The following is a 24,922-nucleotide window of genomic DNA, read 5'->3' as shown; positions in this document are numbered from 1 at the left end:
CCACTTGGTCTTGGAAAGTGTACATAATACGGGGGTTCCGGGCTGAAGTCAACGGAATCTTACGGCTCCTTTCCCGAGAAGCTGCTCCAGGGCCGAGGTGAGATCGGGACTGGGCGAGACTTTGAGGGCCTGGGACGCTTTCAGGGTGGCCCGAAAGCCGCTCGGCTGCGTGACCTCGAGAAAGACCGGACATGGCCCGGGCCGATCTCGCAGCAGGTCGCGCACGCGCCCGACGGCCGACTCTTCCAGGCCGGCGGACGGGATGGAGATGACGATCTCCCTGACCCGGTCCTCGGCCCGATCCAGGGGGAGGAAGGTTTCCGCGATCAGGCGCCGCTGCTCGTCCGCGATCTCGACGTTTCCGGTGACCAGAAGGGCCGCCTCGTCCGCCAGGAGCGATTTGTGGCGGGCGTAGAGGTCGGGAAACACCACGATCTCGACCGCCCCGTCGAGATCCTCCAGGTTCATCACCGCCATCATGTCGCCGCGGCGCGTCTTGCGGCGCTTCAGGGAGGACACGATGCCGGCGATCGTCGCCTTGCGCGGCTTCTGGACTTCCTTCAGGGTCTGCGACGTGTGGGTCACCAGGCCGCCGATGCGCGTCGCGTACTCCCGGAAGGGATGGCCGGCCATGTAGAAGCCGAGCGTTTCCTTCTCGAAGGCGAGAAGCTCCTTTTCGGGCCACTCCGGAAGAGGGTTCGGCGCGCGCGGGTCCGCCGGTCCGTGTCCGCCCCCGAACAGACCCGCCTGACCGCTCTCGCGGTCGCGGGTCGCCTTCTGGCTGGCGTCGATGGCCGCGTCCACGCCCGCGCACAGCGTCGCCCGGTTGGGGCCCAGGCCTTCGAGGGCGCCCGCCTTGACCAGCGACTCGAGGGTGCGCTTGTTGACCGTCTTGAGATCGACCTCGCGGCACAGGGCCGCGAGCGACCCGAAGGGGCCGACCCGCCCGCGAGTCTCGACCATCATGCGCGCCGCCCCCTCCCCGACGTTCTTGACCGCTCCCAGCCCGAACCGGATCCCCCCCTCCTCGACCGAGAAATCGACTCCGGATCGATTCACGTGCGGCGGCAACACGGCAATCCCCATGTCCCGGCACTCACCGATGTATTTGACGATGTTGTCGGTGTTGTCCTTTTCGGCGGTCAGCAGGGCCGCCATGAAGTGCCTCGGGTAGCCCGACTTGAGCCAGGCGGTCTGGTAGGCGATCAGGGCGTAGGCGGTCGAATGCGCCTTGTTGAACCCGTACCCGGCGAAATACTCCATCAGCTCGAAGATGCGCCGGGCGTCCTTGTCCCCGACTCCGCGCGCGCGGCACCCTTTGATGAACGCCTCCCGCTGCGCCGCCATGACGTCCTTTTTCTTCTTCCCCATGGCGCGGCGAAGGATGTCGGCCTCACCCAGGGAAAAACCCGCCAGGCGGGAGGCGATCTGCATCACCTGCTCCTGATACACGATGACTCCGTACGTCACGCCCAGAATCTCCTCGAGCTGCGGCACGATGTACTCGATGGCCTTGCGCCCGTGCCGGCGCTCGATGTAGTCGTCGATCATTCCCGATCCGATGGGACCCGGCCGGAACAGCGCGTTGAGCGCGATGAGATCGTCGAACCGATCGGGCTTGAGCTTGCGCAGGATGTCCTGCATGCCCGAGGACTCGAACTGGAACACGCCCGCCGTGCGCGCGGCCTGGAACAGCGCGTACGTTCCCGGATCGTCCAGGGGGAGCGCCTCGATGTCGATGGTGGCCCCCTCCTCCTCACGCAGCCTCGCCACGCAGTCGTGGATGAGGGTCAGCGTCTTCAGCCCCAGGAAGTCCATCTTCAGGAGGCCGATGCTGCCGATCTCGTCCATCGCATACTGGGTGACGATCTCGTCGTCGCGGGTGCGCGCCAGGGGCGAGAATTCGACGATGGGCCGGGGCGAGATCACCACTCCGGCGGCGTGCACCGAGGCGTGCCGGGTCAGTCCTTCCAGCCTCCGGGACACGTCCAGGAGCTGCCGGATGCGCTCGTCCTTCTCGTGCATCTGGCGCAGCGCCGGCACCTGCTGCAAGGCCTTGTCGATGGTCATGTCCGGCTCGGCGGGGATCATCTTGGCGATCCGGTCGCAGTCGCCGTACGGCACGTCCAGCCCGCGGCCGGCGTCGCGGATGACGGCCTTGGCGCCCATGGTGGCGAACGTGATGATCTGCGCCACGTTGTCCCGCCCGTACTTGTCGCGCACGTAATCGATCACCTCGCCCCGCCCGCGGATGCAGAAGTCGATGTCGATGTCGGGCATCGTGACCCTCTCCGGGTTGAGGAAGCGCTCGAACAGGAGGTCGTACTCCAGCGGATCGATGTCCGTGATGCGCAGGCAGTAGGCCGCCAGGGATCCGGCCGCCGAGCCGCGTCCCGGACCGACCGGAATGCCGCGGTCGCGCGCGTGCTTGATGAAGTCCCAGACGATCAGAAAGTAGCCGGCGAACCCCATGCGCACCACCATCTCGATCTCGCTCTCGAGCCGGCGGCGGTACTCGTCCAGCGGCACGCGGAGCCTTCCCTTCCGTTCGAGCTCGCTCCAGGCCGCGAGCCTCTCCTCGAAGCCGCGGCCGGCCACCTCGCGGAAGTAGGCTTCCACGGTCTTTCCTTCGGGCACCCGGAAGTGGGGCAGGAGGTTGCCCCCCTTCTCGATCGTGAGGTTGCAGCGCTCGGCCACCCGAAGCGTGTTCTCCGCGGCGTCGGGAAGGTCGCGGAAGGTCCCCCACATCTCCTCCGGCGACTTGAAGTAGTGCTCCGCGGTGAAGCGCATCCGCTCCGCCTCCTTCACCGTCTTCCCGGTCTGGATGCAGATCAGGATGTCGTGCGCGAAATGGTCCTCACGCGACAGGAAGTGGCAGTCGTTGGTGGCCAGGAGCGGGATCTTGAGCCGCCGCCCGAGCGGGACCAGGATCTCGTTCAGGGATTTCTCCTCGGGAATCCCCTGGTCCTGGATCTCGAGGAAGAAATTGTCGGCGCCGAACAGCTCGCGGTACTCGCCCGCGACGCGCTCCGCGTCGGCCCGCCGCCCGGACAGGATCAGCTGGGGGATCTCCCCGCCGAGGCAGGTGGAGGTGGCGATCAGCCCGCCGGCGTGCCTCGCGAGGAGCTCCCGGTCGATGCGCGGCCGGTAGTAATACCCGTCCAGGAACCCGGCGGTCGACAGGCGCATGAGGTTCCGGTATCCCTCCGCGTCGCGTGCCAGGAGAAGCAGGTGGTAGTAAGGCTTCCTGCCTGCCGAGGGGGTCTTGTCGGTGCGGCTGCCGGGGGCGAGATACGTCTCGCACCCAAGGATCGGCTTGATCCCCTTCTCCGCGGCGGCTTCGAAGAACGGGATCGCGCCGAACAGGTTGCCGTGGTCGGTGATCGCCACGGCGGGCATCTCGAAACGCGCCGCGCGCTCCACCAGCTCCTCCAGCTTGGAGGCGCCGTCGAGGAGGGAGTACTGCGAGTGGTTATGCAGGTGGACGAAGCTCCGGGTGGCCATCGCCCCTATTCCCACTCGATGGTGGCCGGAGGCTTGCTGCTGATGTCGTAGACGACCCGGTTGACTCCCCGCGCCTCGTTGACGATGCGGGCGCTGACCCTGGCGAGAAAGTCCTGCGGCAGGCGGGTCCAGTCGGCCGTCATGAAATCGTCCGTGGACACCGCTCGCAGGGCCGCGACGTTCTCGTAGGTCCTCCCGTCCCCCATCACGCCGACGCTGCGCACGGGCAGCAGGACGGCGAACGCTTGGGAGGTCGACCCATAGAGTCCGGCCGCCTGCAGCTCTTCGAGGAAGATGGCATCCACCGCGCGCAGGATATCGAGGCGCTCCCGGGTCACCTCGCCGAGGACGCGGACCGCCAGGCCGGGACCCGGAAAGGGATGGCGCATCAGAATACGGTCATCCAGCCCCAGCTCCCGCCCGACCGCACGGACCTCGTCCTTGAACAGCTCGCGCAGAGGCTCCACCAGCCGCAGCTTCATGTGCGCCGGCAGGCCGCCGACATTGTGGTGCGTCTTGATGACGGCGGAGGGGCCCTTGTGCGAGGTGGACTCGATCAGGTCCGGATACAGGGTCCCCTGCGCGAGGAACTCGACCGGTCCGAGGGCCCGGGCCGCTTCCTCGAACACCTCGACGAAGACCCGGCCGACGATGCGCCGCTTCTCCTCGGGATCGGCGACCCCGTTGAGAGACTTCAGGAACCGCGCGGAGGCGTCGACCGATCGGACCGGCAGATGAAAGGAGCGCTCGAAGGTCTGAAGGACCGCCGCCGCCTCGTCGCGGCGCAACAGGCCGTTGTCCACGAACAGGGCGTGCATCCGGTCGCCGATCGCCCGGTGGATCAGGAGCGCCGCGACGGCGGAATCGACCCCGCCGCTGAGCCCGGCCACCACCCGCCCGCAGCCGACTTTCTCGCGCACCGCCTGCGTCGACTCCTCGATGAACGACGACATCTTCCATGTCCCCGCGCAGCCGCAGACGCCGAGGACGAAACGGCGCAACATCTCCCGGCCATGCTCGGTGTGCGCCACCTCGGGATGGAACTGGATGGCGTGCATGCGGCGCGACTCGTCGGCCATGGCCGCGCAGTCGGAGTTGGTGCTGGTCGCAGTGCGCTCGAAGCCGGAGGGCACCTCGATCACCTCGTCCCCATGGCTCATCCAGACCCTCTGCTCGGCCGGCAGCCCGGCGAACAGGCCGCTCGAGCGCAGGACGCGCAGATGCGACGGGCCGAATTCGCGCTCCCGGGCGCGGACGACCTTGCCGCCGAGATCGTGCGCCATGAGCTGCATGCCGTAGCAGATCCCCAGGATCGGCACGCCGAGCCGGTACAGCGCCGGATCGAGCCGCGGCGCGCCCGGAGCGTCGACGGAGTCGGGGCCGCCCGAGAGGATGATGCCGCGCGCCCCGCGCAGGCTCTCGGGAGGGGTGTCGAAGGGCAGGATCTCGCTGTACACGGACAGCTCCCGCACTCGCCGGGCGATCAGCTGGGAGTACTGCGCGCCGAAGTCCAGGACGACGATCGTCTCGCGCGCCGGAGCGGCGGCGCGACTCATGCCGATCTCCGGGGGCGCCGCCCGGCGTGGTGCACCAGGCGCTCCAGGGCGTGGAGCGGGTCCCTCGCGCCCCGCCCCTTGAGCTCGCGATCGGTCCGCAGGCAGAGGGCCAGGGCGTCCCGCAGATCGTCGACGCTCGCCCGGCCCATCTCGCGGGAGAAGCGCTCGATCCGGCCCCGGTCGATGCCGTACAGGCGGGTGGATTCGTGGGGAGGAAGCCGGCGAGTCTCGGCGGCGCGCGCCCGGAGCGCGTTCCGGACGTACCACGAGATGCCTCCCAGGAGCTTGACCGGCTCCTCGCCCGACCGGAGCAGGGCGCGAGCGATGCCGATCGCCTCTCCCCTCTCGCCGCGCACGAGGTGGGCCGCCAGACGGAAGGCGTCCTCGACGCGCGGCACGTCCGCCACGAGCACCAGGTCGGACGCCTCGACGGGACGGGGACTGCCGATGGCGTTCATCAGCCTGTCCATTTCGGAGCTCACGCGCGCGAGCCCCGCGCCGGCCAGGCCCGCGGCGACCGCCGCGGCCAGGTCGGGGCTGAGGCCGAATCCCCGCCCGCGCAGCCGCTCCCGCACCCAGGTCGCCGTCCGCGTTTCGTCGAGGGGAGAGCAGTCGACCCGCACGGCCAGGTCGAGGAGGGTCCGGTACAAGGTCCGGCGCCGATCGAACCCGGGATCGCTGAACACCAGGCAGGCCTTCGGGTTGGGCGCTTTCAGATACGCCTTGATCGGCGCGGCGTCGTCGCACCGGACCTCCCCCGCCTGGCGGACGATCACCAGGCGGAGGCCGCCTCCCATCGGGTAGGTCGAAGCCAGGTCGAGAATCGCCGCGAGGGAGATCTCGCTGCCGCGCAGGGACTCGCGATCGATCGACAGCGCCTCGCCGGGCACGCAGGCCGATTCCAGCAGGCGGATGCCCTCGTCGTGGAAATGGGCCTCCGCCCCCTCGAACAGGTAGGCGGGAGACACCTTCCCCTGTTTCAGGCTCTCCTGGAACCCTTCGAAGCTCAGGGACGCGGGCACGGCGGCTTCAGAATCCCTCGAGGATCGACGTGACGACGCTGCGAGAGAAGTCGGTGGCGACGTCGTCGATCGCCACGATCTCCTGGTCGATGAACGCCTGCGGATCGCTCTGCACGTCGTACTGCCGCTTGAACAGGAAGTGGTCGTCCTCCCACAGGGCCCGGTCCGTGGTGGTTTCGCTCAGGGCGACGTGGGCGGTGATCAGGATCTCGTAGCGGGTGGCGCGACCCAGCTGGCTGATGACCACCGGCGTGACGACGTAGCTCAGGATCTCCCCGCGCAGGATCGCCTGCGCCCCCTCCTCCCCGGGCACGATGCGCACCCGGCCCCGCGTGGTGAATTCGTCGATGATGTGCTCGGTCACCCGTTGCTCCAGCTCCGGCCGGTTGGTGCGGTTCACGAAGGTCGGGATGCCGATCGTCGTGATGCCGGGCGGCAGGGTGGTCGAGTGGCCGGCCAGGTGGTACCCGCAGGCGGCGAGGAGCGGCGCCAGGGCCAGGACGGACGCGACGCCATTCCGCCCGGACACTCTCCTGGTCGATCCCGGGTTGCGTTCGGAGCGGGGCGCCGGCGTCATCGCCCGCATTATAGATGATGCGGCGGCGCCCCGGACGCCCTAGAACTCCAGCTGGAGACCGATCTGGAAGCGCCGGCCGAACCGCCGTTCGGCGTCGAGCTGGAGCGGAGTCGCCAGGAGGATCCCCTCCCCCGGCTTGAACTCCCCCTTGTTCGGCTCGTACGTGAAGACGCGCAGGTCGTCCGTGTTCAGGACGTTGAAGATCTCGAGGACGGCGGCGGCCGACGTCCGCCCCATCACGAAGCTCTTCCGGAGATTCAGGTTGAGATCGAGCGTCGATTCGTTGCGCTCGCTGTTCCTCGCCATCTGCACGAAACGGGGCCCCGAGTCCGGATCGATCGCCGTGTATCCGAATCGCGTCCTGAACTGCTGAAAGCCCTCGTTGTCCAGGGCGAAGAAGCGCGACACGATCGAGTACGGCAGGCCGGAGGCCCAGGTCATCGAGGAGCCGACCTGCCAGTCGCGCGGCAGGTAGGTCGTGGCGAAGAGCTTCACCACATGTCGCTGGTCGTAGTCGAGGTAGCCGAACTCGGACTCGACCGTCGAGGGGTCGTTCCCCAGGCGCGACTGGAAATCTTCGGCGGCGCCGATCGCCCGCGAATAGGTGTAGGAACCCTGCATCTGCCAGCGGCGCGACAGCCGTTTCTTGAGCGCCACCTCGATCCCCTTGTACCGCGCCTCGTTGGAATTGCCGATCCGCAGCACCTGGTTGAAGAAGGGATTCAGGAGGAAGAGGTCCGGACGGCCATCCTTGATGGGCCGCCGGCTTCCTCCGGGAAGGACTTGCATCTGGCCGAAGTCATCGAAAGGCTCACCGGTCTCATCATCGATTCGAAGGGCGTGGTTGACGTCGATGTCCTGGATCTGGTCGCGGTAGCTGCGGCTGATGTAGGAGACGGACAGGGCCACCTCCGGAGCGATTTCCCTCTCGAACCCCAGCGTGAGCTCGTCGCTGAACGGCGTCTGAAGGCTGCGATCGACCTGGGTGGCGGACGGGGCCGATTTCGACAGGTACCGGCCGATGTAGTGGTTCGGCACGGCTCCAAGCGCCCTCGGGTTGAATGGATTGTCGTACTGCACCGAGATACCCGACGGCGCGAAGTCGTAGTAGCGCCCCAGGTAGTCCGGTCCCTCCTCGCCGACGATGGTCCCCAGGAACAGCTTGTCGTAGTAACGCCCCCAGGTGGCGAACAGCTTGGTCCGCCCGTCCGCCAGCGGATCCCACGACACGGAAAGCCGCGGCGCCAGGTTGTTGTTGGTGATCGCGAACGACTCGCGCAGCTGCGGAAGGATCCCCAGCTCATGAAGCTGCTGCAGATTCATCTCTCCGCCGCTGAAGATCTCGGGTAACAGGGCCCCGAGCCGCGAGGACAGGAAGGAGTTCTCGCTGTGGTGCCTGGTCAGCCGCCCGGCGGCGGCGAGGCGCATGGGATCGGTGAGATAGGCGGTGGCCTGTTCCGAACTGGTCGATCCCTGGAAGATCGGGTCCGCCAGGATGCCGAAGTTCCTAAGCTTGTCGTTGTTCCCCTGCAGGAAATCATCGAGGTATTTCTCGGTACCCATCAGGGAGCCGATGCGATCGAACGGGGCGCGCTGGGCGGCGGGGTCGAAGGAGGTGTAGCCGAAGGAGTCGGTCCTTTCGCGGTCGAACCGCAGGCCGAACCCCAGGCTCAGGTTGGGGAGCGGCTTGAAGCCGTCCTGGACGTAGAGCCCGCCGGTCATCCCGGTCGCCTTGTTGTCGACGCTGGATTCGGTCGGCAGCAGCGCTTTCACCGTCGGCTGATACGAGGAGATGCAGGTGATCGAGGGATCGCCGACGGAGTCGGACGGCGTGACCGTGGCCTGACCGCCGCAGACGTCGTCGATGGTCGCGAGGATATCTCCCGCCTTCGTGGTTCTCTTGAACTGCTCCCGCTCGAAGCTCCAGCCTACCTTGACGTCGTGGCTTCCGCTCGCGTCGGGCACGTACATGCTCAGGTCCTGGCGCAGCGTCACCCGCCTGCGGCGATCGTCGAGGTCCTTGTAGTACGGCCCGCTGATGATGCCGATCGACTGGCCGTAGCTGTAGTCGCGATCGGGCAGCACAGGCACCAGGCGACCGTAGGGATAGATGCCTGTCGGCCGGGCCATGTCGTCCAGGATCCGGTTGTTGTTCCGGTCCTCCGTGCCGGGGTCCTGCCGTCGATCGTGATCGAGATCGTTGTTCAAGTCGCAATAACATGAATGGAAGAAGCCGTACTCACCTTCCACCTCAGGAATGTTGTCGAGATGGCCGTCGCAGTCCGTGTCTTCCCGCGCATCCCCTTCGCATCCGAAGTCCGGCGTCACGCGCCCGTCGCCGTCGCGGTCCTCGCCGGGATCGAGCCTGTGGTTCTGGTTGAGGTCCTCGAAGACGTCCCAGGCGCCGTCCTGGTCGTAGTCAGACCCCGAATCGCGCTCGGAAGCGTCCGCGAACCCGTTGTTGTTGCGGTCGTCGTACAGGAGGCCGTTGCCGTTGGTGTCCCGGCCGAGGTTCGGCACGAGGGCCGGCCGTCCATCGAAGCTCGAGAGGGACGATTCCAGGGCGATCATCGGGCTCAGGATCGACGTGGCCTTGAGCGTCAGGACCGTCCCCCCCGCCTTCGTCGAGTAGCCGCTCTCCTGCCGGGTGAAGCCGTTCAGTCCCTCGTTGAGGAACTCCTGCGGGTCGTAGTTCAAGGACAGCGACAGGCGCTGGGTCGCGGTCGCCTGCCAGGTCAGCTTCACGAACTGGCGGTATTCGCGCAGCTCACGGACGAACGACGAGCTCAACGCGTTGACCGGGTCCTGCTTCTGGATGTACTCGCTGGTCACGAAGAACCAGGCGCGATCCTTGACGAGGGGCCCGCCGAGAGAGATGAACGGAAGGTAATCGTTGAACCGCAGATCGCGCAGCTCCACTTCCCCCACCCCGGCGTGCAGGCGCGCGTCGTCGATGCCGGCGCCGTTGCCGTCGAGGAGGGAGCCCCGCCAGAACATCTTGAAGGCCCCCTCGAACTCGTTGCCTCCCGACTTGGTGATGATGTTCGCGAAGCCCCCCTGGGCCCGGCTGAATTCCGCCGTGGCTCCCGAGGTCTTGATCTCGATCTCCTGGATCGATTCCAGGTTCAGCTGCGCGCCGGCTTTTCCGGTGAGCGGGTCGGTCGTGCTCACGCCATCCACGAAGGTGATCATGTCGGTGTCGCGGGCCCCGTGGATGTTCGGATTGCCGTCCCCGTCGTCGTCGCTCACTCCCGGCGCCAGCGTCAGGACCTCCTGGTAGTTCCTTCCGAACAGCGGCAGGGCGTCGATGAACTCCGAGGTGATCTGCGTCGACGTCGTCGTCTCGGCGAGGTCGATCATCCCCGGTTTGGCGCGCACCTCCACGTGCTCCCTGAGGGCGGTCTCGGGGGACAGGGTGATGTGGATCCTGCTGACCTCGCCGGCCGACACATCGACATCGGACAGGGTCACCGTCGCGAATCCAGGCAGGCTGGCACGCACCGAGTAGTCATGGGCCGGCGGCATTCCGGCGATCTGGAAGGTGCCCGACTTGTCCGTCACCGCGCCCCGGCCCGCGACTCCCTCGCCGCCGCTCGTGACCAGGATGACGACCCCCGGAAGAGGGTCCCCCTTGTCGCTGCTGACGAGCCCGTGCAGGAAGCCGGTCGTCTGGGCCTGGACGGGGAAGACCGTGAGCCCGCACAGCACGAGCGCGCGGATCAGAATCCGGCCTAACTGAAAGAGAGACGACATGTTACACAACTCATCCCGAACCGCGGGGCACAGAGCGGCGCTTGCCCGGAAGCGTACTCCGATGGCCTGGATCATGCAAGGCCATTCTGGGCCGCGAGACCGGGTCGGGGCGGTTCAGCCGACGACCAGGTTCAGCAGCCGGCCGGGCAGGAAGACGATCTTGCGGATCGCGCGCCCTTCCAGGTGGGGGGCGACGCGGGCATCGGCGCGAGCCTGTGCCACCGCATCGGACTCGGACAGGGAGGGGGGGGCCAGGAGGCGGCCGCGCACCCGGCCGTTGACCTGCACGACGATCTCCACCTCGTCTTCGGCCAGCCAGCGAGGCGAGGGGGCCGGCCACGCCTGGCGGACGGCGCTCCCCTTGCCGCCGAGCCCTTCCCACAGCTCCTCCGAGATGTGCGGCGCGAACGGCTGCAGGAGAAGCGCCATCGCGAGACCGGCCTCTTTGATGTAGGGCAGATCCGGCTCCGTCGCGTCCCGGCAGAAGTCCTGAAGATCGTTCAGGAGCTCCATCAGCGCGGCCACGGGTGTGTTGAGGTGCAAGCGCCTGTCGATGTCGATGGTGACCCGCTCGATGGTCCGATGGACCCGGCGGCGCAGCGCGGCCTTGCGTGGGTCGTCCGCACCGTCCTGGTCTCCGGGCAGGGACGCGCTCGTGAGCGCGGGGGCGCGCGGCTCCAGCAGCCGCCAGATTCGTTCCAGAAACCGGAAACAGCCCTCGACCCCCTTCTCGTTCCACTCCAGGTCCTTCTCGGGCGGCGCCGCGAACAGGGTGAACAGGCGCGTCGTATCGGCGCCATAGCGGCGAACCATTTCGTCCGGGTCGACGATGTTCCCCTTCGACTTGGACATCGCCGTCCCCCCCTTGAGCACCATCCCCTGGCAGAGGAGGTTCCTGACCGGCTCGTCCAGGCGCGTAAGGCCCAGGTCACGCAGCACCTTCGCGAAAAAGCGGCAGTAGATCAGGTGCATGGTGGCGTGGGTGATCCCCCCGATGTACAGATCGATCGGGAACCATGCCTCGATGATCCCGGGGTCGAACGGGGCTTTCGAATTGCGCGGATCGGCATAGCGGTAGAAGTACCAGGCCGAATCGACGAACGTGTCCATGGTGTCGGTTTCGCGCCGCCCGGGTCCGCCACAGCGCGGGCAGGGGGCGTTCACGAACGACGCGACGCGGGCGAGGGGCGATCCCCCTTCCCCCGTCAGCGGCACGTCCTCGGGCAGCAGGACCGGGAGGTCCGCCTCGGGAACGGGGACTGTGCCGCATCCCGCGCACTCGATGATCGGGATCGGCGTGCCCCAGTAACGCTGCCGGGAGATCCCCCAGTCCAGCAGCCGGTAGTGCAGCGTGCCGCGCGCATAGCCGCCGGCCTCGCCGTCCCTGAGCATCGAACTCCGGGCGGTGGCCGAATCCTGGCCGGAGAACGCCCCCGAGGCGACCAGCCTCCCGTCGGCCACCATCGCGGCCTGCGGCCTGACGTCGCCCGTCCCCCCGCCGTCCGGAACGACGACGGTCCGCATGGGCAGGCCGTACTTCGTCGCGAACTCGAAGTCGCGCTCGTCGTGCGCCGGCACCGCCATGACGGCCCCGGTTCCGTACTCCATGAGGACGAAATTCGCGGTCCAGACCGGCAGGATGTCGCCATTGTACGGATTGCGCACCCGCAGGCCGGTGTCGATCCCGTCCTTCTCTTCCGGCTCCATTCCGGCGCGTGTCACGTCGCGGGCGTCGATCCGGCGCAGGAAGTCGTCCAGCCTAGGACGCGCGGGGCTTGAAGCGGGGATGCGCCCGAGGACCGGATGGCGCGGGGCGACGACGCAGAACGTCGCGCCGAAGATCGTGTCGAGGCGCGTGGTGAACACCTCGAGGATCCCCTCTCCGGGCCCTGTGGCGGGCTCGACGATCGGAAAGCGGACGACCGCCCCTTCGCTCCGGCCGATCCAGTTGCGCTGCATGGTGCGCACGCGCTCCGGCCAGCCGACCATGGCGTCGAGCTCCCGATCCAGCTCCTCGGCGTAGGCGGTGGTCTTCAGGAACCACTGATCGAGCTCGGTGCGCCCGACCACCGACTCGCAGCGCCAGCAGCGTCCCCCCTCCACCTGCTCGTTCGCCAGGACGGTCCGGCAGGAGCCGCACCAGTTCACCCAGCGCCGGCTCTTGTAGGCCAGGCCGCGCTCCAGCATCTTCAGGAAGAACCACTGGTTCCAGCGGTAGTAGTCCGGCCGGTGTGCGGCGATCTCGCGGCGCCAGTCGTACGCCAGTCCGAGACGCCGGAGCTGCTGCCCCATGTGGTCGATGTTTTCGTTGGTCCAGCGGGCCGGGTGGATGCCGTGCTTGATGGCGGCGTTCTCGGCCGGCAGGCCGAAGGAGTCCCATCCCATGGGATGAAGAACATCCCGTCCGCGCATCCTCTGGAAGCGGGCGACGGCGTCGCCAATGGAGTAGTTCCGCACGTGACCCATGTGCAGCCGCCCGGACGGGTACGGGAGCATCTCCAGGCAGTAGAACTTCATTCCCCGGGGCCTGGGACCGGCCCCGAAGGCGTCCGCCCGGCGCCAGTGGTCCTGCCATTTGCGCTCGATGGCGTCGAATTGCCCGCGGTACTCCCCGTGCATGGTCCGAAGTCCTCCTCGCGTTCCTGAAACGGGCGGCCATTCTAGCAGGATCCTCACCCGCCGGCCGCGTGATGCGGCCGAGAGCATTGCACTTTCGTAACCCGCAAATACAGGTAGACCGCGAACTTGCGGTGATGCGCCGGGAACCTATATTCGCTCCGCCCGGCGGGAAGAGGCCCGTTCGACAGGCGGCGGGCGGGCCGTCCGGGCAGGGAACGGAGCGTCCGGTGCATAACGCGGCGACCTCACCAGGCATGCGAGTCGTGGAAGGGACGATCTCCCCCGCAATCGGCGTGCTCGGTCTGCTGGCGTCCCCCATCCCCCAGGATGACCGGCTCGGCGAATCGCTACGGACACTCGAGCCGGCCGCCCTGGCCGCCCTGCTCGATCGAATCGCCTTCCACCGGATCGACGGCCTGGCCTACCGGGCGGTTTCCCGCTTGCCGCAGCGGAACATCGATCCGTGGCTGCGCTCGGCGCTCAAGAGGCGCGCACAGCGGTTCACGGCCGCGACCCTCTCCCAGGCGCTGGCTCTGGCGGAGGTCCTCGAAGAGCTCGATCGCAGCCGCATCCCGGTCATGGTGATGCGCGGCGTCGAGACGGTGGAGACGGTCTACGGCGACCCGTCGCTCCGACCTTTCGAGGATCATGATCTGCTGGTCCTGCCGGAGGACGAGCCCGGGGCGCGCCGTGCCCTCGAAAGGCTCCGGTTCGCGGAGCAGTCCCGCACTCTGTTCCGCCGCGGCGGAGTGATTCTCGACCTGCACACGGACCCGCTCGGCGCCCGCCGTCGGCCCACGCGCCGGGCGGCCTTTCCCGTCTCGGTGCCGGACCTCTTCGCGCGGGCTTCGCGCGGCCGGGTCGCGGGGGCGCCCGCGCTCCTTCTCCAGCCGGAGGACAGCCTGCTCCTCCTGGCTATCCACCTGATCAAGCACTCCTTCGACCGCCTCGTCCGGATCGCCGACCTGTCCCACTTCGTGTTCCACAAACGCGGCCTGCTCGACTGGAGCGTCCTGGGACGGCGCTCCGAGTCCTGCGGGGCCTCGAAGCTCCTCGGCTGGGCCCTGCAGTCCGCGGGCATCCTGGGTGTCGGCGTGCGCGCCATCGACCGACCGGCGACGGAGGCGGATGGAGCCCTCGAGCGCCACCTGATGGCCCGCGCCATGGCGCTGCGCCCGCTCCCCTGGTCAGGCGAGATTCTCATGATGCTCGCGACGCGCGGTCTGGGGACCCGGCTGCGCTTTCTGGTCGACGCCTTCTGGCCCGCGGGAGAGGTGAAACCGCGCGGCTGGAGACGCGCCAAGGCGCTGCCGCGCAGGGTCTTCGATCTTGCCGTGAGCGGGACCCGCCAGGCCGCCGCGAGAAGGAGGGCGCGATGAACCTCGATACGATGGTCACCCTGCCGCTCGTGCCCTCCCCCGACGTCGTGGCGAGGCGCGTGGCAGGCGAGTACCTGCTGGTGCCGGTGTTCAAGGGGGCGGCGGAAATGGATTTCATCTTCACCGCCAACGAGATCGGCAGCCACATCTTCCGCCTTCTCGACGGGCGTCGCGACGCGCGCACCATCGCCCGCCTGGTCAGCTTGGAGTACGACGTGGAGGAGGAGCGCGCCTACGACGAGGTGATCGAGTTCCTACGCGGACTCGTCGAGGCGCGCCTGGCGCGCCCCGCCATAGCGACCGAGGGACCATGACGCTTCCCGAGCTGTCCTACGCCGAGCTGGGGTCCCGGCTGATGCGGGCCGGGGCGGCGGAGCGCGTGCCCCTGTCCGGCTCGATGGAGATCACCTTCAAGTGCAACCTGCGCTGCGTCCATTGCTACATCCCGGACTACTCCGGGCGCAACGAGATGAGCACCGGTGAGATCAAGCGAATCCTGAGCGAGGCGGCGGACGAGGGCTGCCTGTGGATGCTGCTCACCGGCGGCGAGGTCCTGTGCCGCAGCGATTTCCCGGAGATCTACCTGCACGCCAAGCGGCTCGGGTTTCTCCTGACGGTGTTCAGCAACGGCACGCTCGTGGACGAGCGGGTCGCCGACCTGCTCGCGGAGTACCCGCCGTTCGGCATCGAGTTCACCCTGTACGGCATGTCGGACGAGACCTATCTCAAGACCACCGGGTTCCCGGGACGCTTCACCCGGGTGCGCCGGGCCATCGAGCTCCTGCTCGAGCGTGGGGTCCCGCTGAGCCTGAAGGCGGTGGCGATGGAGCCCCTCGCCGGCGAGATCGAGCAGATGGCCGCCTGGAGCGAGTCGCTCGGCGTGCGCTTCCGGTACGACGCGATGGTGCACGGGCGCCTGGACGGGTCCCTCGCCCCGACCAGCGTTCGATCGGCGCCCGAGACGGTCGTCGGGTACGACGCCTCCGACCCGGGTCGGCTTAAGGACTGGAAGGCCTTCTACGAGAAGTTCGTGAAGCCGACGCAGCCGTCCGCCTACCTGATGTCCTGCGGGGCGGGGATCAACAGCTTCCACGTCACCCCGCAGGGAACGCTCCTGTCGTGCGAGGCGCTCCCGCTGAACGGGTACGACCTCAGGAACGGGAGCTTCCGCGAGGGGTGGTACGGCCCGGTCGGGGACATCCGCCGCCGCCCCGCGGGAGCGGCCAACGTCTGCGCCTCGTGCGAGCTGCGGGCCATGTGCGATCGCTGCCCGGCCACCGCCACGCTCGAGACCGGCAGCCCCGACGGCTGGATCCCCTACTACTGCGAGGTCACGCACCGGCGCGCCGCCCTTCTCGAGGAGGAGATCGGCCGCCCCGAGACCGCGGCGCGATACCGCGAGCACGCCGACCGGGTGCGCTCCGGCTGGACGCCCGAGGGGGCCATCCTGCCTCGTGCCTCGGCGATCGGATCGGCCGCCGGCGGCTGCGCGTCAGGGGGCTGCGCCGCGGGCGGATGCACCAAGGCCGCCACCGGCACGAAGACGGCGAAACGACTGCTTCAGATTGAACGTCCCACGACACCAACAGCCGGCTCTCTTGAGGAGGTCGCATGACGAACCACAATGATTCCCGGCGGGGCCACGCGGCCCGCAGGCCTTACGAGACACCGAGATTGAGCCGCGTCCGGCTGGTGCCGGACGAGGCGGTCCTCGCGTCCTGCAAGAGCAACGTCACGGCCGGCCCCGGCGGCCCGATCAACAAGTGCTCGGCCAATCCAGCGCTGTGCTCGCACAATGCCAGCTGACTGCGTGCGCCCGCTGGTCCTGGAGGTGGCCCGCATCGGCCTCGAGGTGCGCACGGCCGATCCTTCGATCCGCCTGGTCGCCGAGCCGGCGCACGTGCCGTTCCTGGCCGAGGCGTCCGTGGAGGACTGCGCCCGGGTGCTGCTCGGGCCGGCTTCCGGCAGGGCCGCACGGCAGCCCGGCCGCACCCTGTTCGAAACCGGATCGGTCTGGCGGCTGGAGGAGGTCGGCGAGCAGCGCCTGCTGACCTTCCGTTCGGCCATTTTCGGACGGGAGCCGTATCTGGCGGTCGAATTCGACCGTGAATACACCCGGGGGGAGGGAGAGACCCTCGTCGGGGGCCCGATCCTCAACCAGAACGAGCTCCACCCTTTCGTCTATCCGTTCGACGAGGTCGTCTTCCTGGCCCGGCTGTCGCGCGGGCGCGGCGTTCTGGTGCACGCCTGCGGTCTGGTCATCGGCGGGCGCGGTCTGCTGTTCCTCGGGACCTCGGGGGCCGGCAAGAGCACCACCGCCCGCCTGTGGAAAGAGCGCGGCGGCGTGACCATCCTCTCGGACGACCGCATCGTCATCCGGTCCGAAGGGGACGGCTATCGCATCTACGGCACGCCCTGGCATGGAGAGGACGGTTGGGAGACCCCGTCCTCGGCGAGGCTCGATGCGGTGTTCATCCTGGACCAGGCTCCGCGCAACCGGATCCAGGAGATGACCCCCTCGACGGCCGTCGCCCAGATGATGGTGCGCGCCTTCCCGGCGATGTGGGATCAGCAGGGTCTCGAGTTCGCAGTGAAATTCCTGGCCGACCTCACGGGCAGAGTCCCGGTGAGGCGCCTGCAGTTTCTCCCGGACCGAACCGCGGTGGACTGCGTCCTGGAATCCCTCCAGGGCGGCGACCTGCCCGCACGGGGCCGGGCGGACGAGGCGCGGTCTGTCCGGATGAGGGACGACGAATGAACCAGATCCTGGTGGTGGACGACGAGGCGGCAATCCGCGATGTCCTGATCGAGTTTCTCTCCGACCACGGGTATGCGGCGACCGGCGCCGAGAACGGTCGCGAGGCGCTCATGATGGTCCGGACGCTCAGGCCCCAGATCATCCTCCTCGACATCGCCATGCCCGGCATGAACGGGATCGAGACCCTGAAGAAGCTGCGCCAGGAGATCCCCCAGGCGGCGGTCATCATGATCAGCGGCCACGCCGACAACGACATGGCCCTGCAGGCCCTGGATCTCGGAGCCTACGATTTCATCCAGAAGCCCCTCGATTTCCGCTACCTGGAGCGGACGCTGCTCGCGAAGATCGTGACACTCGAACCGGAGGCCGGCGAGTCTGCGGCCAGGGAGACGGATGGTGAAGGCGGACGACGCACCGGACACCGGTCGCGGTAAGGCGCCACTCGCCCTGCCCGTCCTGCTCGCCGATCGCCAGGAGGTCGTCTTCGTGGCGACGCCCCGCGGCATCGAGAGCCTGCGTGTACCCCGGCGCTACTGGGGCATGCAGGTCGGGGTCGTGGCGATCCCGGTGAGCGACGAGGAGGTGCGCGGAACGGAAGTCCTCCCCGCCTCCGAGGCCGGGACCTGGCCGCGGGTGGTGACGCGGCCGGACGCCCTGGCGCCGGCGCTGTCCCGGCTCATGGGGGGCGAGCACGTCGAGCTCAGCCTGCAGCCGGGGCGCGACGGGCTGCGCGCGACCCTCCTCACCTCCTCGGGCGAGGAGCAGCCCCTTCCGGTCGCCCCCAAGGATGCCCTCGGTTTCCTGGCGGCGGTCTTCCAGCAGGTGCCGCGAGGCGTCGTGAAGACCGCCGGAGGGCGGGCCCGGCGGGTGCTCCTCAGCGTGCGACCGGCTCCGCGACCGCAGGAGTACCGCGTGCGGGTGACGGGCGTCGTCGAATCGGCGTCTCCCGCCACGCTCGCCGACATCGGGTTCTCGCCGGCGGTCCTCGAGCTTCTCCTCGATAGCCTGGATCGTCGCGCCGGCATCCTGCTCGTTTCCGGGGGGCCGGCGACTGGGAGGACCACGACCCTCGACCTCATGGCCCAGACGCTGGTGTCCCGCGGCCACGCCGGCGGGCGCATCGGCCCGCGAGCCCGCCAGGCGCGGCCCGAGCTCCCCTGGCTGGCGGGGACCCTGTCCGATTGGCCTTTCCCCGACAGCCTGCTGCAGGCCGCGCCCGAGTTCGTGCTGGTCGAGAGCCTCGAGGGGGCCGCCGACCTGGTCCTGGCGGCGCGCCTCGCCGCGAGCGGCTGCCTGGTGCTCGCCGGGGCCCCCGCGGCCGACCCGGAGTCCCTGTCGAGAAGCGTCGGTCGGGCGCTCGAAGCCGGGTCGGCGCCCGCCGTTCCGGTGGCGGTCCTGGCGCAGACTCTCGTCCGGACGGTCTGCCGCGGCTGCATCGGCTGGTCGATGCTGTCGGCCGAGAAGGCGCGCCGTTTCGGTTTCCATCGCCGCGACGTCGAATCGATGGAGGGGCGGGGTGGCCTGTCCGTCGCCCGGGCACAGGGATGCAACGACTGCGCCGGCACGGGCGCTTCCGGGCTGACGGGGGTCTTTGAGCTGGTCGACCCCGAAGCCGGCCCCGGTTCCCTTCCGCGCCTGCGCGAGGAGGGCTGGCGGAAGGCGATCCAGGGTCACGCCTGCGTGGACGACGTGGCCACCCTGCCGGGCGCGCAGCGGGGCATGCGGAGCCTGCGCGAGATCATGGTGCACGCGGGAGTGGCACCGGTCGTCGCGGAGGGCTCCCCCGCCGCTTCGGGAAGCGCCCCCGCGGTCGCACTCCTGAAGGGGCCCGCGGTCGTCTCCGGGCCGCGCCCGGCGGCCGCCGTGGACGGCGCGCAGACCCTGTCGAAGATCCTCCGGGATGCGCACGTCCAGAGACCGGTCGACGCGAAAGGACTGACGGAACTGGCGGGCTCGATCGTCGCGAGCGGCCGATCGACGACTCCCCTGCCGGACCTGCTGGCCGCCGTCGGCGGCTTCCGCCTGGCCACCCACTCGGTCAACGTCGCCTTCATCGCGGCCCGCATCTGGTGCGCGCTCGGACTCGAGGCGGACCCTCGGGTGGGCCTCCTGGCGCTTCTCCATGATGCCGGCCTGATGCGGGCCGGGATCGATCCGGATGCCGAACTTCCGTCCATCGGCTCGGAGGAGGCGCTCGACCCGAAGGGGGAGCGCGAGAATCCGGGGCCGATCCTGAAGGTCCTCGGGGCGGACGCCGCGGGGCTCCTGGAGTCGATCCGCGAGGTGCACGGTCTCCTGCGGTTCGACCTGCCGACCCCTTCGGAGCGCTCCCGCGCCGACACGGCCGCCCAGGTCGTCGCCCTCGCGAGCCTCCTCGAGATGCACACGCACGGATCGGACGATCGTCCGGAGTCCGACCTTCACGACGTGACCTCGCTGGTCATGGAGCAGCACGGCCGGCGATTCTCTCCCGCCCTGTTCCGCGCCCTCCTGAAGGCGATCCCAATCTTCCCCATCGGCGCCCTGGTGGAGCTCAGCAGCGGCGACCTGGCGTGCGTGGTCTCTCTGAACGAAGACAACCACTTCCGGCCGCGCGTCGAGATCACCGCCTCGGCCGGCGGGCACGACCCGGGCGAGAGACGGGTCATCGACCTGGCGCGCGCTCCGTTCCTCCACATCCGGCACCGGGTGAAGGGCGTCGGCGCGCCCCCCGCGCAGGTCGCCGTATGACCGCCGCACGCGGCCGCGGCCCCGGCGCAACGCCCGGAGGGTCCCTGCCCGAGGTCGAGCGCGAGGCCGCACCGGTCCTCGATGCGCTGCTCCTGGGGGGGCACGCGGCGCTGGTTCCGGTCAGGGGCGCGAGCATGCGACCGGCCCTCGTCCAGGGAGATGTGGCGGTGGTCTCCCCGTTCCTCGGCCTGCCTCGACCGGGGCAGATCGTCCTGGCGCGCTCCTCTCCGGATCTCCTCGTGGTGCACCGGCTGGTCCTCGTGGAGATGCGCGCCGGCCGTCGCGTCTACCGTCTCCAGGGGGACGCGGAGGGGGGACCCGACGCGGGGGTGCTTCGGGAGGACTTGCTCGGGCGCGTGACCGCGGTCGTGCGCAATGGACGCCGGTTGCCGATCGACGATCCCTGCTTCGCTCCTTCGCCCGGGGCGCGGCGCCTCGCCGCGGTCCGCCGCGCCCGCCGGATGCTGCGCGGCGCCGGCATCGTCATCCTGGCCATTCTCTGCCTGTTCGGTGTCGTGGCCGCGCAGGAGGCGCCCGCCACCGGGGTCGCGCAGGAGGAGACCATCGCCCCCGCCGCCGACTACCTGTTCGGACCGGGCGACGTCCTGAGCCTCCGGATCTGGAACGGACAGAAGATCGACGAGCTCAAGCTGACCGTGCAGAGCGACGGAGAGGCCTTCCTTCCGGTCATGGGAATCGGCGCGCTGCCGGTGGCCGGCCGCACCGTCGTCGACCTCAAGAAGGACATCGAGAAGCGCTTCCAGGCGATCTACAGGGAGACGCACGTCGAGCTCCTGATCACCAAGTACGCCGGCCACCGGGTGAGCCTGATGGGGGAGGTGAAGACCACCGCCAGAAACGACAGCGGCCCGGGCTCCTGGGCCCTCGAAGGCCCGACCCGCCTCGTGGAGTTCCTCTCGGCGCACGGCGGTCCCTCGCAGGACGCGGACGTGATGCGCATCCAGGTTATCCGGCCGGGGTCGCCGCGCCGCGAGCTGAACCTGTTTCGCGCCGTCTTTCAGGGAAACGAGAGCGACGATCCGTGGCTGCGCCACGGCGACCTCGTGTTCGTCCCGTCCCTCTCGATGGGCAACCGCAAGGTGTTCGTCCTCGGGGAAGTCAACCAGCCGGGGGTCGTGAACATCATCGACAAGATGGGCCTGGTCGAGGCGATCTCCCGCTCCGGAGGGTTCAGCTCCAAGGGGTACATGAAGGGGGTCGTGGTGCTGAAACGCGGCGACGGCGGCCAGGCGGAGATGAAGATCGCCAACTTCAAGGAGATGTTCAAGGAGGGGGACCTCGAGGCGGACGTGCCGCTGGCTCCGGGCGACATCGTGTTCGTGCCCCGCCGCGCCATCGCGACGCTCCAGGAGGTCATGTCGATCATCGCCCCCGCCCTCGGGATCATCGAGTCGATCTACATCATCGACAACTTCCAGAAGGACTGACATGGCCGCCCAGTACGACCTGAACCTCCAGGACTACCTCCGCATCCTGCGCCGGCGCTGGAAGATCGTGGCGGGCTGCTGCCTGGCGCTGGGGGCCCTGACCCTGATCATGACGCCGCGGGCCCGGCCGGTGTACGAGGCGAACGCCCGCGTCAAGTGGAGCCGGACCGACAGCGTCACGGGGCTGTTCCTCGAGGCATTCACCTGGAGCCCGGGGGACGATCTCGCGACCCAGGCGCAGATCATCACCAGCAAGCCGGTCGCCCTGAAGGCGGCGCAGCGGCTCGGCCGCATCCCGGTGTCCGCGACGATCGAGACCGTCCTGGCCGACCCCAAGATGGCGGCGGCTCTCGACGCGATGCTCGCCACCTACACCGCCAAGCCGATCGACAACACGAGCCTGATCGAGATCCGGAGCGCCTGCCCGACCGCCGAGGAGGCGGTGCAGTTCGTCAATGCCGTCATGCAGGAATACATCATCCGCCACACCTTCGAGCGCAATCGCCAGGCGATCGAGGCGCGCGAGTTCGTGGAGCGCCAGGTCGCCGAAGTGAGCGCCCGCCTGCGCGCGGCCGAGGAGCGCCTGACACGATTCAAGGAGGCCAACGTCGGCGCCAGCATGCCGGACGCCAAGGAGATCCAGTTCTTCCAGGACGAAGCGGGCCGGACCGAGGCCCGGCTCTCGTCGATGCAGCAGCTCGTCGACCTCCTGGACCATCCCGGCGACCCCGGCTCGTCCCCCGAGCTCCTCCTGGTGGACCTGCCCGAGGAGGGGCTCGCGGGCCTCAGGCTGGAGCTCGCGAAGCTCGAGGATCGGAAGCGCCAGATCCTGTCCTTCCAGAAAGAGGACGCCCCCGAGGTGAAGTCGATCAAGGAGCAGATCGACCTGCTCACCGCCCGCCTGAGGCGCGAGGCGCACTCGGCGCTCGGCCTGGCGCGCGCCCGCAAGCGGGACCTGGATTCGAAGCTGGCGCGCTTCCCCCGCGCCGAGCAGACGCTGATGGAGCTGCAACGCGAGGTGGCGGTCAACACCGAGGCCTACCAGATGCTCATGCGCAAGCACCAGGAGGCGCTGATCAAGGAGGCCGACAAGGTGCAGGAGCTCAGCGTCGTCGAGGAGTCGACGGCCGCCATCCCGCGCCACGCCCCCGGCCGGATCCTGAGGTCCCTGGTGGGGCTTATTGTCGGTCTCCTCCTCGGGCTGGTCGCCGCCTTCCTGGCCGAGACCCTGGACACCTCCATCGGCAGCATCGAGGACGTCGAGGAGTATCTGGGACTGCCCGTGATCGGCGTCGTCCCGCACATCGACCCGGACTCCACGCGCCGCGAGATCCTGCAGCGCAACCCCACGCTGGCGTCCGATCCGAACCTGGAGGGCCTGGGCGCTCTGGTGACCCAGTTCGCTCCCCAGTCTCCGGCGGCCGAAGCGTTCCGATCGCTCCGGACCAACATCGAGTTCTCGCGCATCGGCAAGGCGGGCCGCACCTTCCTGTTCACCTCCGCGTCTCCCAGCGAGGGGAAGTCGACGACGGTGGCGAACCTGGGGGTCGCCATGGCCCAGATGGGGATGAAGACGCTGGTGTGGGACTGCGACCTGAGAAGCCCCTCGCTCAACCGCATCTTCGGGGTGCCCCGGGAGCCGGGATTCACGCACGTCGCGCTCGGCATGAACCGGCTGGACGACGTCCTGCACCGGTTCTCGGAGGTCTTCCTCGGGCGTGTCGACATGCAGTCGATGCTGACCTCGGCCGGTCTCGAAAACCTGCGCATCCTGACCGCCGGGGCGCTGCCCCCCAATCCGTCGGAGCTCCTGGCGTCCCCTTTGTTCACCGATTTCATCGTGGAGGTGGCCTCGCGTTTCGACGTCATCCTGATCGACGCGCCGCCGATCCTGCCGGTCACTGACGCGGTGGTGCTGTCGACGCGCGTCGACGGGGTCGTGCTCGTCTACCAGCTCGGGCGGATCGGTCGTGCCGTGCTGAAGCGCGCCAAGACCCACCTGGACAACGTCCATGCCGCCATTCGCGGCATCGTGCTGAACGACGTGAAGGCGGAGGTCAGCACGTACAGCCCCGAGATGCAGTACATCTACCATCGTTACGCGGGCAAGCCGGTCGACGCCGTGCCAGCCGTCACGGAGGCCACCGGGACGCGGTCCGGGATCCGAGCCGCCGGCGGCGAACGCTAGCCTCCCATGAACGCCTCTCCGGGGACGGCCGGTGTCCTTCCGGCACGGAGTGCGGCCCTGCTCGCGGGGGTCGCGACGGCCCTCGTCCTTCTGGCGCTCTGGATCACCAGCGCGCCGCTGAAGCTTCCCATCGTGGCCGCGGTCGCGGCCATCCTGTTCCTGGCCACGATCCTGCGCGCCGAGGCGGGCCTGATCATCCTGATCCTCTCGATGCTGCTCTCCCCCGAAATCTCGATCGGGGGGGGCGGCGGCGCGGGCCTGGAAGGGACCCGCGAGGTCATGCTTCGAACGGAGGACCTGCTTCTCCTCCTGGTCGGCTTCGCCTGGATCGCCCGGATGGCGATCCACAAGGACCTCGGAGCCATCCGTCGCAACACTCTGAACACGTGCATCTTCGCCTACGCCGCCTGCTGCCTGTTCTCCACCCTGATCGGCATCGAGGCGGACCGCGTCCGGCCGATGGTCGGCCTGTGCTTCGTCGCCAAGTACCTCGAGTACTTCATCATCTTCTTCATCACGCTGAACTACGTGCGCGGCGGCGATCGATTCCGGCGCCTGCTCGCCGCCGCCCTGATCACCGCGGCCCTCATCGCCGCCTACGGCTGGTGGCAGATCCCCTCGGGGACCCGCCCGTCGGCGCCGTTCGAGGGCCGGGAAGGAGAACCGAACACCCTCGGCGGGTACCTGGTGCTGGTGTTCAGCGTGTCCTGCGCCATCGCCCTGACCCTGCCGGACGGGTGGAGGCGCTGGAAGCGAGGCTGCGCGGCGCTCGCCCTCTTCGTCATCCCGCCGCTTCTGGCGACCCTGTCGCGGAGCTCGTGGATCGGTCTGTCCGCTTCCCTGGCGACGCTCATGGCCCTGTCGCCGGCACGCCGGCGGCTGTTCGCGGCGGCGTCCCTGGCGGCGGCCCTGCTGTTCTTCGTCCATCCCGCGAGCGTCGAGGATCGCATCCTGTACACCTTTCAGGGAGAGGACGACTCGGTGCAGGTCGGCCACGTGAAGCTCGATCCCTCCGCCTCGGCCAGGCTGACGTCGTGGGGCGAGGCGCTGCGGGCCTTCGTGAAGCACCCCGTCGCGGGATGGGGCGTCACGGGATACGGGTTCCTCGACGCCCAGTACTTCCGCCTCCTGGTGGAGATCGGCGCCATCGGCTTCACCGCCTTCGCCCTCCTCGTCGGGAGCGCCGCGGCCCTGTTCTACCGGGTCGCCACGGGCCAGGCCGATCCCCTGGTGCGCGGGCTCGGCCTCGGGATGACCGCCGGACTCGCGGGTCTCCTGGTGCATGCCGTCGGCACCAACACCTTCATGCTGATCCGGGTGATGGAGCCGTTCTGGCTCCTGACCGGTCTCGTGGTGGCCGCCTCGGCGCCGGCGCAGGAGGCCTGAGC

The 24,922-nt window shown here is 68.9% G+C and carries 16 protein-coding genes; 10 read left to right on the top strand and 6 right to left on the bottom strand.

Going from position 1 to position 24,922, the window contains the following annotated elements:
* Positions 1–48: 48 nt before the first annotated feature.
* The 6 genes from dnaE to leuS all read right to left on the bottom strand — a co-directional run bounded on the left by dnaE (position 49) and on the right by leuS (position 13,031).
* Entirely contained in the window at positions 49–3,504 is a 3,456-nt protein-coding gene (gene dnaE, locus VGV60_11750) for a DNA polymerase III subunit alpha (GenBank protein HEV8701936.1), read from the bottom strand.
* 5 nt (positions 3,505–3,509) lie between these two features.
* Complete coding sequence (gene guaA, locus VGV60_11745) at positions 3,510–5,060, bottom strand: glutamine-hydrolyzing GMP synthase (GenBank protein ID HEV8701935.1); 1,551 nt, start codon at positions 5,058–5,060, stop codon at positions 3,510–3,512.
* Entirely contained in the window at positions 5,057–6,082 is a 1,026-nt protein-coding gene (gene holA / locus VGV60_11740) for a DNA polymerase III subunit delta (GenBank protein HEV8701934.1), read from the bottom strand. The genes guaA and holA overlap by 4 nt, the downstream gene beginning before the upstream one ends.
* A gap of 7 nt (positions 6,083–6,089) precedes the next feature.
* Positions 6,090–6,659: an LptE family protein gene (locus VGV60_11735; protein HEV8701933.1), complete on the bottom strand. Its 570-nt coding sequence runs from the start codon at positions 6,657–6,659 to the stop codon at positions 6,090–6,092.
* 39 nt (positions 6,660–6,698) lie between these two features.
* Entirely contained in the window at positions 6,699–10,412 is a 3,714-nt protein-coding gene (locus VGV60_11730) for a TonB-dependent receptor (GenBank protein ID HEV8701932.1), read from the bottom strand.
* 114 nt (positions 10,413–10,526) lie between these two features.
* The gene (gene leuS, locus VGV60_11725; protein HEV8701931.1) at positions 10,527–13,031 is read right to left on the bottom strand and encodes a leucine--tRNA ligase; all 2,505 of its coding nucleotides are present in this window, start codon (positions 13,029–13,031) and stop codon (positions 10,527–10,529) included.
* Positions 13,032–13,258: 227 nt separating this feature from the next.
* Here leuS and VGV60_11720 point away from each other — a divergent pair, with 227 nt between their 5' ends.
* The 10 genes from VGV60_11720 to VGV60_11675 are packed head-to-tail and all read left to right on the top strand — an operon-like array spanning position 13,259 to position 24,920.
* Positions 13,259–14,410 carry a nucleotidyltransferase family protein gene (locus VGV60_11720; GenBank protein HEV8701930.1) on the top strand — a complete coding sequence of 384 codons (1,152 nt, stop codon included), beginning with the start codon at positions 13,259–13,261 and terminating at the stop codon, positions 14,408–14,410.
* Positions 14,407–14,724, top strand: coding sequence for a PqqD family protein (locus tag VGV60_11715; GenBank protein ID HEV8701929.1), 318 nt, complete (start codon positions 14,407–14,409; stop codon positions 14,722–14,724). Before VGV60_11720 ends, VGV60_11715 begins: the two co-directional genes overlap by 4 nt.
* Positions 14,721–16,025: a radical SAM protein gene (locus VGV60_11710; GenBank protein HEV8701928.1), complete on the top strand. Its 1,305-nt coding sequence runs from the start codon at positions 14,721–14,723 to the stop codon at positions 16,023–16,025. The genes VGV60_11715 and VGV60_11710 overlap by 4 nt, the downstream gene beginning before the upstream one ends.
* Positions 16,022–16,216, top strand: coding sequence for a hypothetical protein (locus VGV60_11705; GenBank protein HEV8701927.1), 195 nt, complete (start codon positions 16,022–16,024; stop codon positions 16,214–16,216). The genes VGV60_11710 and VGV60_11705 overlap by 4 nt, the downstream gene beginning before the upstream one ends.
* 4 nt (positions 16,217–16,220) lie before the next feature.
* Entirely contained in the window at positions 16,221–17,168 is a 948-nt protein-coding gene (locus tag VGV60_11700) for a hypothetical protein (protein ID HEV8701926.1), read from the top strand.
* Positions 17,165–17,602, top strand: coding sequence for a response regulator (locus tag VGV60_11695; GenBank protein ID HEV8701925.1), 438 nt, complete (start codon positions 17,165–17,167; stop codon positions 17,600–17,602). Before VGV60_11700 ends, VGV60_11695 begins: the two co-directional genes overlap by 4 nt.
* The gene (locus VGV60_11690) at positions 17,565–19,898 is read left to right on the top strand and encodes a hypothetical protein (protein ID HEV8701924.1); all 2,334 of its coding nucleotides are present in this window, start codon (positions 17,565–17,567) and stop codon (positions 19,896–19,898) included. The genes VGV60_11695 and VGV60_11690 overlap by 38 nt, the downstream gene beginning before the upstream one ends.
* Positions 19,895–21,346, top strand: coding sequence for an SLBB domain-containing protein (locus tag VGV60_11685; protein HEV8701923.1), 1,452 nt, complete (start codon positions 19,895–19,897; stop codon positions 21,344–21,346). The genes VGV60_11690 and VGV60_11685 overlap by 4 nt, the downstream gene beginning before the upstream one ends.
* A 1-nt stretch (position 21,347) precedes the next feature.
* A complete protein-coding gene (locus VGV60_11680) occupies positions 21,348–23,534 on the top strand; it encodes a polysaccharide biosynthesis tyrosine autokinase (GenBank protein HEV8701922.1) in 2,187 nt (728 codons plus the stop codon).
* Positions 23,535–23,540: 6 nt separating this feature from the next.
* Positions 23,541–24,920 carry an O-antigen ligase family protein gene (locus VGV60_11675; GenBank protein ID HEV8701921.1) on the top strand — a complete coding sequence of 460 codons (1,380 nt, stop codon included), beginning with the start codon at positions 23,541–23,543 and terminating at the stop codon, positions 24,918–24,920.
* The last annotated feature ends 2 nt before the right edge of the window (positions 24,921–24,922 follow it).

The organism is Candidatus Polarisedimenticolia bacterium (genome assembly GCA_036001465.1).
Classification (GTDB): Bacteria; Acidobacteriota; Polarisedimenticolia; order Gp22-AA2; family Gp22-AA2; genus Gp22-AA3.
The sequence above is the reverse complement of the archived record's forward strand: the minus strand, read 5'-3'. Positions and strand labels throughout refer to the sequence as shown.

What these genes read in the sequence shown, in the direction of transcription:
- dnaE (HEV8701936.1), bottom strand. Translation starts at nt 3,504, where the DNA reads ATGGCCACCCGGAGCTTCGTCCACCTGCATAACCACTCGCAGTACTCC.
- guaA (HEV8701935.1), bottom strand. Translation starts at nt 5,060, where the DNA reads ATGAGTCGCGCCGCCGCTCCGGCGCGCGAGACGATCGTCGTCCTGGAC.
- VGV60_11735 (HEV8701933.1), bottom strand. Translation starts at nt 6,659, where the DNA reads ATGACGCCGGCGCCCCGCTCCGAACGCAACCCGGGATCGACCAGGAGA.
- VGV60_11730 (HEV8701932.1), bottom strand. Translation starts at nt 10,412, where the DNA reads ATGTCGTCTCTCTTTCAGTTAGGCCGGATTCTGATCCGCGCGCTCGTG.
- leuS (HEV8701931.1), bottom strand. Translation starts at nt 13,031, where the DNA reads ATGCACGGGGAGTACCGCGGGCAATTCGACGCCATCGAGCGCAAATGG.
- VGV60_11715 (HEV8701929.1), top strand. Translation starts at nt 14,407, where the DNA reads ATGAACCTCGATACGATGGTCACCCTGCCGCTCGTGCCCTCCCCCGAC.
- VGV60_11710 (HEV8701928.1), top strand. Translation starts at nt 14,721, where the DNA reads ATGACGCTTCCCGAGCTGTCCTACGCCGAGCTGGGGTCCCGGCTGATG.
- VGV60_11705 (HEV8701927.1), top strand. Translation starts at nt 16,022, where the DNA reads ATGACGAACCACAATGATTCCCGGCGGGGCCACGCGGCCCGCAGGCCT.
- VGV60_11695 (HEV8701925.1), top strand. Translation starts at nt 17,165, where the DNA reads ATGAACCAGATCCTGGTGGTGGACGACGAGGCGGCAATCCGCGATGTC.
- VGV60_11685 (HEV8701923.1), top strand. Translation starts at nt 19,895, where the DNA reads ATGACCGCCGCACGCGGCCGCGGCCCCGGCGCAACGCCCGGAGGGTCC.
- VGV60_11680 (HEV8701922.1), top strand. Translation starts at nt 21,348, where the DNA reads ATGGCCGCCCAGTACGACCTGAACCTCCAGGACTACCTCCGCATCCTG.
- VGV60_11675 (HEV8701921.1), top strand. Translation starts at nt 23,541, where the DNA reads ATGAACGCCTCTCCGGGGACGGCCGGTGTCCTTCCGGCACGGAGTGCG.